Below are 11,339 nucleotides of genomic sequence, written 5' to 3' on the forward strand. Positions count from 1 at the left end.
CCGGCGATCACATGGTCGATGCGCTGCCTGCGTTGATTTACGCTAATTTCTCTCGTCTGTCCGCTTATTACGACTTTATTCCCACCGGGCGTATTCGTCTTGCCGATCGTCAGAGCGACGTCGTACGTATCGTTTCACGAGACGGCACGCGCTTTAGCTATGTGATTTGTCTGGATGCGACGTCAAGGCTGCCGCTACGCGTCGATTTGCTGGACCAAAATGGCGAACTGCTGGAGCAGTATCGCGTTTTGTCCATGACGGTGGACGGTTCGGTGCAGTCAGAGATGAAAAATCTGGATCGCATGAGCCTACCGCCGCTGCTGAGCGTGCCCACGGCGGCATCGGCCGATTTCACGTGGTCGACGCAGTGGCTGCCGAGCGGCGTTGAAGAGATCTCGCGTAGCCAGCGACCGCTGCCGAGCGGAGGCGTGCCGGTGGAATCTCGCCTCTACAGCGACGGCTTATTCAGCTTTTCTGTGAATGTGAGCCCGGTTGGCGATACCCACCCGGACCAAAACGCGTTGCTCGGACGGCGGATGATCCACTCCGTCGTGCGCGACAAACACGAAATCACCGTGATTGGCGAATTGCCATTGGCCACGGCCAAACGTATTGCTGACAGCGTGACCTTTAAGAACCCCTGACCGTTATCGGATAAGGGCCTTGGCATGGTATGAACTATGCTGGATGTCAGGTCGGATCAATCGTCTTATCGAGGCGCCGACCTTGATTTCCCGTAGCAAGACTCGCTTCCTTATATCCCGGCCTGTATGGCCCGTGAGCGAAGAGGTGACCCCCGTCTTTTTCAGGCATCCTCTCCCGCTGCTCATGGCGCACAGCAACCGGCTTTCTTACGCAAGGCGAATAGGGAGACTCCGTGATGATAAACCATCTTAATCGACGGCCCATGACTAGGTTTTCCCCCGTATGGCATGTAGAATGCTGCGATTCGGGCCTATGACAACGGTCAGCGTTGTCGGCTAATGCGCATGCCGATCGGCAAGACTTCAGAAATACCAAGGTAGAAAAACTTTAATAATGAAGCACATACGAAATTTTTCCATCATTGCCCATATCGACCACGGTAAGTCGACGCTTTCTGACCGCATCATTCAAATTTGTGGTGGTTTAACCGAGCGTGAAATGGCTGCGCAGGTTCTGGATTCTATGGACCTCGAGCGCGAGCGCGGGATCACCATCAAAGCACAAAGCGTCACGCTGGATTATAAGGCCACCGACGGCCAAACCTATCAGCTGAATTTCATCGACACCCCGGGACACGTCGACTTCTCGTATGAAGTTTCCCGCTCTCTGGCCGCCTGTGAAGGCGCGCTGCTGGTGGTGGATGCGGGGCAGGGCGTAGAGGCGCAGACGCTGGCTAACTGTTATACGGCGATCGAAATGGATCTGGAAGTCGTGCCGGTCCTGAACAAGATTGACCTCCCTGCGGCCGATCCGGATCGTGTGGCTCAGGAAATCGAAGATATTGTCGGGATTGATGCGACGGACGCTGTGCGTTGCTCGGCGAAAACCGGTGTCGGCGTACCCGACATCCTCGAGCGACTGGTGCGTGATATCCCCGCGCCGGTAGGTGACCCGGAAGCGCCGCTGCAGGCGTTGATCATCGACTCCTGGTTCGATAACTATCTGGGCGTGGTGTCTCTGATCCGTATTAAAAACGGCTCCCTGCGCAAGGGCGACAAGATCAAAGTCATGACCACCGGTCAGGTCTACAACGCCGAGCGTCTGGGTATTTTTACCCCGAAACGTGTCGATCGCGATACGCTGAACTGTGGCGAAGTGGGCTGGCTGGTCTGCGCGATTAAAGACATTCTGGGCGCACCGGTCGGCGATACGCTGACGCTGGCGCGTAAACCGGCGGAGAAAGCGCTGCCGGGCTTCAAGAAAGTGAAACCTCAGGTTTATGCGGGTCTGTTCCCCGTCAGCTCCGATGACTACGAGTCGTTCCGCGATGCGCTGGGCAAACTCAGCCTGAACGATGCTTCCCTGTTTTATGAGCCGGAAAGCTCAACGGCGCTGGGCTTCGGCTTCCGCTGTGGCTTCCTGGGTCTGCTGCACATGGAGATCATTCAGGAGCGTCTGGAGCGTGAATACGATCTGGATCTGATCACCACGGCGCCGACGGTTGTATACGAAGTTGAAACCACGGCCGGTGAAGTGATCTACGTGGATAGCCCATCCAAGCTGCCGGCGATTAACAATATCGCGGAGCTGCGTGAGCCTATCGCTGAGTGTCACATGCTGATGCCGCAGGAGTTTCTGGGCAACGTCATCACGCTGTGCGTGGAAAAACGCGGCGTGCAGACCAACATGGTGTACCACGGCAATCAGGTGGCATTGACGTACGACATTCCGATGGCGGAAGTGGTGCTGGACTTCTTTGACCGCCTGAAATCCACCTCTCGCGGTTATGCGTCGCTGGACTACAATTTCAAGCGGTTCCAGGCTTCCAACATGGTGCGCGTCGACGTCCTGATTAACGGCGAGCGCGTCGATGCGTTGGCGTTGATTACGCACAATGACAATGCGCCGTATCGCGGTCGCGATCTCGTGGAAAAAATGAAAGAGCTTATCCCGCGTCAGCAGTTCGATATTGCGATTCAGGCGGCGATCGGCAACCACATTATCGCGCGTTCCACCGTCAAGCAGCTGCGTAAAAACGTGCTGGCCAAATGCTATGGCGGCGATGTGAGCCGTAAGAAAAAGCTGTTGCAGAAGCAGAAAGACGGTAAGAAACGAATGAAACAGGTCGGCAACGTTGAGCTGCCGCAGGAAGCGTTTTTGGCCATTCTGCACGTGGGCAAGGACAGTAAATAATTTCATAGGAGTTGGCATGGCCAATATGTTTGCCTTGATTCTGACGCTCGCCACGCTGGTTACCGGCGTCGTGTGGTGTCTGGACCGTTTCAAATGGGCGCCCGCACGGCGCGCCAGACTGGCTCATTCAAGCCAGCAGTCGGACGGTACGGCTGGAGAACAGACGCTCTCCAGCAGCATCAAACAGCCGGGCTGGATTGAGACTTGCGCCTCGGTATTCCCCGTTCTTGCGGTGGTGCTGGTGGTGCGTTCGTTCATCTACGAACCGTTTCAGATCCCGTCGGGTTCAATGATGCCGACGCTGCTGATCGGCGATTTTATCCTGGTGGAAAAGTTTGCCTACGGCATCAAAGATCCGATTACCCAGACGACGCTGATGGAAACCGGACATCCTAAACGTGGCGATATCGCCGTCTTTAAATACCCGGAAAATCCGAGTCTGGACTACATCAAACGCGTTGTGGGTCTGCCGGGCGATCGCGTGAGCTACGATCCTGTCGCCAAGCAGGTGACGATCCAGCCTGCCTGTTCACAGTCTTCTGATTGCGATAAAGCGTTGGCCGTCACCTATAGCAATGTGCAGCCGAGCGACTTCGTCCAGACCTTTAATGGGATGGGCGGTGAAAGCAGTAACGGTTTTTATCAGGTCCCGACGGGCGAGCAGGCAAACGGCATTCGTCTGACGACGCGCAAAGAAACCTTGGGCGACGTCACGCACGATATTCTGACGGTTCCGATCGCGCAGGATCAGCTGAGCCTGTACTATCACCAGCCTCATCAGCCGTTGAGCACATGGGTTGTGCCGGCCGGCAGCTACTTCATGATGGGCGATAACCGTGACAACAGCGCAGACAGCCGTTACTGGGGCTTTGTGCCGGAGAGAAATCTGGTCGGTAAAGCCACGGCAATCTGGATGAGCTTTGAAAAACAGGAAGGCCAATGGCCTACTGGCGTACGCCTGAGCCGTATTGGCGGTATTCACTAATACAACGTAATAAACACGCGGTATCTTTGCGCCTTCCGTTGTAGAATATTTTCGACATAAATAAACGCAGGCTCCCTCGCGGGAGCCAGTGCAAACGAAACAGTTTTGGCACTATAAGAGTTCAGCAGGGCTGTTCCGTATGCTGTGGTTAAAAAGCACGATTGATATTGGTAACACATGAACCCCATTCTCATAAATCGTTTACAAAAAAAACTGGGCTATACTTTCCGACAATATGATCTTCTACTGCAGGCACTTACGCATCGTAGCGCCAGCAGTAAACACAATGAACGGCTGGAATTCCTTGGGGACTCCATCCTGAGCTTTGTGATCGCCAATGCGCTCTATCACCGTTTCCCCCGCGTTGATGAAGGGGACATGAGCCGGATGCGCGCCACGCTGGTGCGCGGCAATACGCTGGCAGAGATCGCACGCGAGTTCGAACTGGGCGAATGTCTTCGTCTGGGGCCGGGAGAGTTGAAAAGCGGCGGTTTCCGTCGTGAGTCCATTCTGGCGGATACGGTCGAAGCGCTGATCGGCGGCATTTTCCTGGATAGCGATATCCAGATGGTCGAGAAGCTGATCCTCGAGTGGTATCAGAGCCGCCTGAATGAAATCAGCCCCGGCGACAAGCAAAAAGATCCCAAAACCCGGCTGCAGGAGTTTCTGCAGGGACGGCATTTACCGCTGCCTACCTATCTGGTAGTGCAGGTGCGTGGTGAAGCGCACGATCAAGAGTTCACCATACACTGTCTGGTCAGCGGGTTTAGCGAACCGGTGGTCGGCACGGGGTCGAGCCGTCGTAAAGCCGAGCAGGCTGCGGCAGAACAGGCGTTAATACAGCTGGAGCTTGAATGAGCGAAGAACAGAATTACTGCGGCTTTGTCGCGATTGTAGGCCGACCGAATGTCGGTAAATCCACATTGCTGAACCAGCTGCTGGGTCAGAAGGTATCGATTACCTCCCGTAAACCGCAGACGACGCGCCACCGTATCATGGGCATCCACACCGAAGGGCCTTATCAGGCGATCTACGTGGACACCCCTGGGCTGCATATCGAAGAAAAACGTGCGATTAACCGGTTGATGAACCGCGCCGCCAGCAGTTCTATCGGCGACGTCGAACTGGTCATTTTTGTTGTCGAAGGCACGCACTGGACCGAAGACGACGAAATGGTGGTCAACAAGCTGCGCGATCAGAAACATCCCGTGCTGCTGGCTATCAACAAAGTCGATAACGTCACGGACAAAAGCAAACTGCTGCCGCACATTCAGATGATTAGTCAGAAGATGAAGTTTCTGGATGTCGTGCCGATGAGCGCCGAGAAAGGCATGAATGTCGACACGATTGCCAGCATCGTCCGTAAACATCTGCCGCAGGCGGAGCACCACTTCCCGGAAGATTACATCACCGACCGTTCTCAGCGCTTCATGGCCTCCGAGATCATCCGTGAGAAGCTGATGCGTTTTCTGGGCGAAGAGCTGCCGTACTCGGTCACCGTGGAAATCGAGCGCTTTGTCGCGAACGAACGCGGCGGGTACGATATCAACGGTTTGATTCTGGTCGAGCGTGAAGGCCAGAAGAAAATGGTGATCGGCAATAAAGGCTCCAAGATCAAAACCATCGGCATCGAAGCCCGTCAGGACATGGAACAGATGTTCGAGGCTAAAGTGCATCTGGAACTGTGGGTTAAAGTGAAATCCGGCTGGGCGGACGACGAACGTGCGCTGCGCAGTCTGGGTTATATCGACGACCTCTAAGGGGCCCCGCCTATGGAAGGCTGGCAGCGCGCATTTGTCTTGCATGGGCGCCCTTATAGTGAAACCAGCCTGCTGCTGGATCTGTTCACGGAGAATCAGGGCCGTGTCCGGATGTTGGCAAAAGGCGCCCGGGCACGCCGTTCCAGTCTGAAAGGATGCCTGCAGCCGTTTACGCCGCTGCTGGTACGCTGGAGCGGCCGGGGCGATGTCAAAACGCTTCGCAATGCCGAGCCGGTGTCTCTGGCTCTTCCCATCAGCGGCAGCACGCTCTACAGCGGTCTGTACGTTAACGAACTGCTTACTCGAGTTCTCGAGTTCGAAACCAACTTCTCCGCGCTCTTCTTTGATTACCTGCACTGTCTGCAACAGTTGGCTGCGCTCGACGGCTCGCCTGAACCGGCGCTGCGTCGCTTCGAGCTGGCGCTGCTGGGGCATCTGGGCTACGGCGTCGACTTTCTGCACTGCGCCGGCAGCGGCGAAAGCGTCGCGGACGACATGACTTATCGCTACCGGGAAGAAAAAGGATTTATCGCCAGTCTGGTGGTGGATCGCCTCAGTTTCACCGGTCACGAACTTCGCGCCTTGGCGGCTCGGGAGTTCCCCGATGCGGACACGTTGCGCGCCGCCAAACGGTTCACTCGCATGGCGCTCAAACCCTACCTCGGCGGTAAACCGCTCAAGAGCCGCGAGCTGTTCCGACAGTTTGTGATCAAACCGCCCAAGCCAGCTCCGCCGCAAGAAGAGTGACGTCGGGAGTACCAAACAGGATTGGCGGCGGTGTAAACTGGCGCTATTGATGAGATAGAAAGTTAAGGATGGATCATGGCTGAGCTGTTGTTAGGTGTAAATATCGATCATATCGCTACGTTGCGTAACGCCCGGGGAACGGCGTATCCCGACCCGGTTCAGGCCGCTTTTATCGCAGAACAGGCGGGGGCGGACGGCATTACCGTGCATCTGCGCGAAGACCGTCGCCACATTACCGATCGCGATGTGCGTCTGCTGCGCCAAACCATCCAGACGCGGATGAACCTGGAGATGGCGGTCACGGACGAAATGGTTTCTATTGCCTGCGAACTGCGGCCTCATTTCTGCTGCCTGGTGCCGGAAAAACGGCAGGAAGTGACGACGGAGGGCGGTCTGGACGTCGCCGGACAGCTGGACAAAATGCAGGATGCCGTGAAGAAGCTGAACGCTGCCGGAATTAACGTCTCTTTGTTTATCGATCCCGACCGGGCGCAAATCGATGCGGCTGTCGCCTGCGAAGCGCCCTACATCGAACTGCATACCGGCGCGTATGCGGATGCCGAGGGCGACGAAGCGCGCCAGCATGAGTTCGAACGTATCCGTGACGCCGCGACCTATGCCGCAGCAAAAGGGATCCGCGTGAATGCCGGTCACGGCCTGACTTACCATAACGTCCAGCCCATCGCTGCGCTGCCGGAAATGCACGAGCTAAACATTGGTCACTCGATCATTGGACGCGCTGTAATGAGCGGATTACCGGCGGCTGTCGCTGACATGAAATCCTTGATGCAGGAAGCGCGTCGTTAATGGCGGTTCTGGGACTCGGCACTGACATCGTCGAAATCGCCCGTATCGAAGCGGCCGTTGAACGTTCGGGCGATCGTCTCGCGCGCCGCATTTTGAGCGACGCCGAATGGGCGATTTACCAGGAACATCAACAGCCGATTCGCTTTCTGGCAAAACGCTTCGCGGTGAAGGAAGCGGCGTCGAAAGCGTTTGGCACGGGGATTCGTCAGGGATTAGCCTTCGCCCAATTCGAGGTGTTCAACAACGATTTGGGCAAGCCATGCCTGCGTTTTCTTGGTCGAGCGGCGGAATTTGCGCAGGAACTGGGCGTGCAGCATGTGCACGTCTCACTCGCAGACGAGCGGCGCTATGCGTGCGCCACCGTCATCGTGGAAAGCTGATGGGCTTAGAGTTGGTCGGCGTGGTGTAGTTGGACGAATTTTTCCCACAGCCGTTCCTGATCTTCCACATGGGCCGGATCGGTAATGATGGTGTTATCGATCGGGCACACTTTCTGGCAGGTTGGGGTGTCGTAGTGACCAACGCACTCCGTACAGCGCTCAGAATCGATTTCGTACGTCTCCATCCCCATCGATATGGCCTGATTCGGGCACTCTGGCTCGCACATATCGCAGTTGATGCATCGTTTGGTAATTAACAGCGCCATTTAGAGGTCTTTCCCATTTCTTGCCGCTATACGCGGCCTGTCCGCAACCATCGTACCCGATGAAGTCATCTTCGCCGTAGCCCACCACTTTCGACGCAGTTTCCTCATCCGTGGAGGACAGGGCGGTTGCGTATTTTCTTGAAAGCGGCAGTGTCGGCGGCGCGCACTTTAGCATAAAAGCGATATCAGCCCAACAGCGCGGGATGCCCTACGGACGATGATGTAGGGCTGACATGAAAGACCCCGCAGGGTTAACCGATCTGCTCGTCCTTCAGGACCGGCACTTCGAAGCCGCCATCCAGCAATAGCTGGCGAGCCACTGCTGAAGATAAAAATTCGGCCAGCGGCTGCGCCTCCGAGCGACAGAGCGCAAAGGTGTAGTCAGCGCGAATGTTTTGGTCGTCGGGCAGGGAGAATACGTGAATGCCGGGGATCAGTCGCAAGCGCGGGGCATAGCTGGCGTAACCGACAAACAGATCTGCCTGACCACTTTGTAGGGTCCAGGCGGCGGCCATGTGTCCTTCCGGTACCGGCGTGCTGGTCGGGCCTCCGACCAGCATGAGCGCCTTGGCCTGTAATTCAGCGGCGGCTCCGGGGCAGTGTCTCTCTATCTGTTCAAACAATTGCCAGGCGTAGTCGCCGGAGGGATCGCTGCCGGGCGTTGACGTCGCCAGCCGTAACTCAGGATCGAGCAGCAGCGTGAGCCAGTCTTGAGAGCGGGCCGCGGCGGAGGCCGATGCCGTCAGGCAAAGACGGTTGACGGCCAGTGGCGTCGCTGAAAGGGCGAGTCCACCCATCACCAGCGCGGTGGTGTGGTGGCGGTTGGCGGAGGCGAACAGGTCGCAGGGTTCCCCTTGTTCAATCCGCTGACGTAATAAGCCCGCTGGGCCAAAAGCAGTTTGCGTCTTCAGTCCCGTCTTGGCTTCGAACGCCGCCATCAGTGCTGGCCAAACTCCGCGAAGGCTGCCCGCCGCCAGAAGTTGCAACGGTCGCTGGCTCATTCTGCGCCCGTGTAGTGAGTGCGATAAAAGGTCTGATACCACTCTTCCGCCAACCGACGAGTATCGATATCACTGAACATCTCAGGGTACAACTTTTTCGCCATCCACAGTTCGCCAAGACCAATAGCTTCCGGCATTGGGTAACCCCACGCTTTAGTGTAGTCGGGCATGAGATAAACTCGGTGCTGTTTGACGGCGTCAATCGGCTGCCACTCGGGCTGAGTCTGAATCTGTTCGACAACCTGCGGATAGCGATCCTGGACAAAAATCACCTGTGGATTCCAGGTGATGACCTGCTCCATCGACACCTGCTTGTAGCCCTTCACCGTGGCGGCGGCGACGTTTAACGCGCCTGCATGCTTCATCATCAAACCGGTATATTTTCCGGAGCCGTAGGTCGTGAGTTCCGGATTCGCCATGTAGGCGCGTACGCGTTGCGCTTCCGGCAGGTGTTGTAAGCGTTCACTGACAAGTTGCCGCTGACGGAAGGCCTTTTCAATCAGCATGGTGGCTTGAGGCGAGCGGTCCACAATATCGCCGATGAGTCGAATCCCCTCTTTCAGCCCTTGGTCATAGGCCTGCTCTTCATTCGCCATCTTCGGATTCAGCTCTCTTTCCTGACCGGGAACATCGTGACGAAGGGAAATGGCGACGACGGCGATACCGAGCTGGCTAATCTGATCGATCATCTCCTGCGGCGCATAGTGGGTGACAAAGACAACCTGCGGATGGAGCGCAGCAAGACTTTCCAGATTGACGTGCGTCAGGTCGCCCACTTTGGCTTTGCCGATAAGCTGCGGAACCAGCCGTGCATAGTGATGGCCCAACTGTTGTTCCCAATCGTATTGAATCCCGACGATTTTATCGGTCGCATTCAGTTCGACCAGCAGGTTAAGCGTTTGATGTTGTAAAACGACGACGCGTTGGACCTTGTCGGGAAGCGTGACCTGTCGATTCAGTTGGTCGATGATGACCCGTTGGGCCTGAGCCCCTGCGGATAGCATTGCGAGAAGTAGACTAATCGTGAATGTGTTAATTATTTTTATCATTATTATATCCCTGCTCATCATGTGCTGTATTATACCGCGTGCGCGAAAAGAGTAGTCGATGCTAACTGACTGGTTGTATGGGAAATAATCAAAAATCAGCCTTGTTCGAGGGGCGGCATTTTACTGCCCATAGCATCCGGTGGAGTACAGCACAAAATCATCGCTTACTCTCGGGATTGAGCCTCTAGGCGGTGTGTGAATTAGTCTTTATCATAAAGTGCTAAAAATTACGATTCCACAGCCCTTTGATAAACTGGTCAAATTCGCAACACAGCAATGTGTCCGTCACGTTTACATCGTAATGTAGCCCACATTACGTTAACTGCCCCCGAAGTTACTTTCATCGCGGTCAGGGCTGTTTTCAGGAGCTGTGGGATTATTTTAGTCATTCAGCGTATGTCTAACGGCGGAATTTATAGAGTGCAGCAAATCAGTCAGCTTAATCAGTTTGGGCCTATTCCACCCGCTAGTGGGCCGGAGACAAAAGATGACGTTGATTTTTTGCTCAGTTGCCGCCGTAAATACACTTTCCAGCCGATTTATCGAACATCCGGACGATTGCTGGGCGTTGAGCTATTAACAGCGATTTCCCATCCGACCATCCCCCATCAAGCGCTTTCCCCCGAAGTCTACTTTGCTCGTATCGATGTCGGCATGCGCCTGAAAATCGTCATCGAGCAGATGCAGCTCCTGCGTCGACTGCATGACCGTTTTGTTCGGGACGACCTGCTGGCGTCCGTTAATATTGACGGACCGGTGCTGATGGCATTGCAGAAAAATCTGCAGGCAAAAAAGCTGATTGCCAGTATGCCTTGGTTGCGTTTTGAGCTGGTGGAGTGTCAGGAAGGTTTGCCTAAAGAACTGCTGAACGCGTTGCCCGAAGCTAGCCGGCTATGGCTGGATGATTTCGGCTGCGGCGTAGCCAACTTTTCCTCGTTGTTGATGGTGCGGCACGATTGCATCAAAGTCGCCCGAGAGCTGTTCGTCATGCTTCAGCAAACCGAAGAAGGACGCCAAATCTTTCACCTGCTGATCACTCTCATGACCCGTTACTGTAATTACATCGTCGTTGAAGGTGTGGAAACGGAAAACGAGTGGGGGATGGTCAAAGAGTCCAATGCCACGGCTGCACAAGGCTATTTCCTTTCTCGTCCCCAGTCATTTGAATATTTCGAGTCATTAAAACTCGAATTCTAACGTCACTACCGTCATTCCTATCTTTTTATGGAGTTCCCTTTTCTTTTAATTTCACGTATAGCAATACGATGAATCGAATAGCCTCAAATATAGGGCTATTCGGAACGACAGGGCGTGCAGAGCTGTGATAACCAAAACAAAGCATTTGATTAAGAAAATTAAAACTGATGAAGTTTAATTCTTCAGTTTTTGTTAACTGTAGTCATCTGTGTTAATTTTATACCTAATGATGGTATGTGTTAATGATGATCACCCTGTGCATTGGTGTCCGTCTCCCGTACGATCACCTGCAAAAAATAAGTTTTTAAC

Annotated in this window: 12 protein-coding genes; 9 read left to right on the forward strand and 3 right to left on the reverse strand. The window is 54.9% G+C overall.

Annotated features, from left to right (window positions below; genetic code table 11):
• The 8 genes from Q7O77_RS08920 to acpS form a co-directional block, all read left to right on the forward strand.
• Window positions 1-644, forward strand: a 644-nt coding sequence (locus Q7O77_RS08920) for a MucB/RseB C-terminal domain-containing protein (RefSeq protein WP_304165941.1), incomplete at its 5' end; no start/stop codon positions are given.
• Window positions 645-1,038: 394 nt separating this feature from the next.
• Entirely contained in the window at window positions 1,039-2,838 is a 1,800-nt protein-coding gene (gene lepA / locus Q7O77_RS08925) for a translation elongation factor 4 (protein WP_304165944.1), read from the forward strand.
• Window positions 2,839-2,854: 16 nt separating this feature from the next.
• Window positions 2,855-3,823, forward strand: a complete 969-nt coding sequence (gene lepB / locus Q7O77_RS08930) for a signal peptidase I (protein WP_304165947.1) — start codon at window positions 2,855-2,857, stop codon at window positions 3,821-3,823.
• A gap of 177 nt (window positions 3,824-4,000) precedes the next feature.
• Window positions 4,001-4,681, forward strand: a complete 681-nt coding sequence (gene rnc, locus Q7O77_RS08935) for a ribonuclease III (protein WP_026741425.1) — start codon at window positions 4,001-4,003, stop codon at window positions 4,679-4,681.
• Window positions 4,678-5,583 (forward strand): GTPase Era, encoded by a 906-nt coding sequence (gene era / locus Q7O77_RS08940; RefSeq protein ID WP_026741424.1) that lies wholly within the window; start codon window positions 4,678-4,680, stop codon window positions 5,581-5,583. Before rnc ends, era begins: the two co-directional genes overlap by 4 nt.
• A 12-nt stretch (window positions 5,584-5,595) precedes the next feature.
• Window positions 5,596-6,330 carry a DNA repair protein RecO gene (gene recO / locus Q7O77_RS08945; protein ID WP_304165954.1) on the forward strand — a complete coding sequence of 245 codons (735 nt, stop codon included), beginning with the start codon at window positions 5,596-5,598 and terminating at the stop codon, window positions 6,328-6,330.
• Between the two features lie 75 nt (window positions 6,331-6,405).
• Window positions 6,406-7,137, forward strand: a complete 732-nt coding sequence (pdxJ, locus tag Q7O77_RS08950) for a pyridoxine 5'-phosphate synthase (RefSeq protein WP_304165956.1) — start codon at window positions 6,406-6,408, stop codon at window positions 7,135-7,137.
• Window positions 7,137-7,517: a holo-ACP synthase gene (gene acpS, locus Q7O77_RS08955; protein ID WP_085653196.1), complete on the forward strand. Its 381-nt coding sequence runs from the start codon at window positions 7,137-7,139 to the stop codon at window positions 7,515-7,517. The genes pdxJ and acpS overlap by 1 nt, the downstream gene beginning before the upstream one ends.
• 5 nt (window positions 7,518-7,522) lie before the next feature.
• On the opposite strand, the gene Q7O77_RS08960 is transcribed toward acpS, so the two are convergent.
• From Q7O77_RS08960 to Q7O77_RS08970, 3 genes are all read right to left on the reverse strand, one after another.
• Window positions 7,523-7,783: a YfhL family 4Fe-4S dicluster ferredoxin gene (locus Q7O77_RS08960; protein WP_085653198.1), complete on the reverse strand. Its 261-nt coding sequence runs from the start codon at window positions 7,781-7,783 to the stop codon at window positions 7,523-7,525.
• 251 nt (window positions 7,784-8,034) lie between these two features.
• Window positions 8,035-8,784, reverse strand: a complete 750-nt coding sequence (locus tag Q7O77_RS08965; protein ID WP_304165963.1) for a substrate-binding domain-containing protein — start codon at window positions 8,782-8,784, stop codon at window positions 8,035-8,037.
• Window positions 8,781-9,788, reverse strand: a complete 1,008-nt coding sequence (locus tag Q7O77_RS08970; protein ID WP_304165969.1) for an ABC transporter substrate-binding protein — start codon at window positions 9,786-9,788, stop codon at window positions 8,781-8,783. The genes Q7O77_RS08965 and Q7O77_RS08970 overlap by 4 nt, the downstream gene beginning before the upstream one ends.
• 465 nt (window positions 9,789-10,253) lie before the next feature.
• Between Q7O77_RS08970 and pdeH the strand changes: the two genes are divergently transcribed.
• The gene (gene pdeH / locus Q7O77_RS08975) at window positions 10,254-11,030 is read left to right on the forward strand and encodes a cyclic-guanylate-specific phosphodiesterase (protein WP_304165966.1); all 777 of its coding nucleotides are present in this window, start codon (window positions 10,254-10,256) and stop codon (window positions 11,028-11,030) included.
• Window positions 11,031-11,339 lie beyond the last annotated feature (309 nt).

The sequence above is a fragment of the Lonsdalea britannica genome (assembly GCF_946477055.1).
GTDB lineage: Bacteria > Pseudomonadota > Gammaproteobacteria > Enterobacterales > Enterobacteriaceae > Lonsdalea > Lonsdalea britannica_A.

Excerpts from the sequence above, each read along its gene's own strand:
- lepA (WP_304165944.1), top strand. The coding sequence starts at position 1,039 with ATGAAGCACATACGAAATTTTTCCATCATTGCCCATATCGACCACGGT.
- lepB (WP_304165947.1), top strand. The coding sequence starts at position 2,855 with ATGGCCAATATGTTTGCCTTGATTCTGACGCTCGCCACGCTGGTTACC.
- rnc (WP_026741425.1), top strand. The coding sequence starts at position 4,001 with ATGAACCCCATTCTCATAAATCGTTTACAAAAAAAACTGGGCTATACT.
- era (WP_026741424.1), top strand. The coding sequence starts at position 4,678 with ATGAGCGAAGAACAGAATTACTGCGGCTTTGTCGCGATTGTAGGCCGA.
- recO (WP_304165954.1), top strand. The coding sequence starts at position 5,596 with ATGGAAGGCTGGCAGCGCGCATTTGTCTTGCATGGGCGCCCTTATAGT.
- pdxJ (WP_304165956.1), top strand. The coding sequence starts at position 6,406 with ATGGCTGAGCTGTTGTTAGGTGTAAATATCGATCATATCGCTACGTTG.
- acpS (WP_085653196.1), top strand. The coding sequence starts at position 7,137 with ATGGCGGTTCTGGGACTCGGCACTGACATCGTCGAAATCGCCCGTATC.
- Q7O77_RS08960 (WP_085653198.1), bottom strand. The coding sequence starts at position 7,783 with ATGGCGCTGTTAATTACCAAACGATGCATCAACTGCGATATGTGCGAG.
- Q7O77_RS08965 (WP_304165963.1), bottom strand. The coding sequence starts at position 8,784 with ATGAGCCAGCGACCGTTGCAACTTCTGGCGGCGGGCAGCCTTCGCGGA.
- Q7O77_RS08970 (WP_304165969.1), bottom strand. The coding sequence starts at position 9,788 with ATGCTATCCGCAGGGGCTCAGGCCCAACGGGTCATCATCGACCAACTG.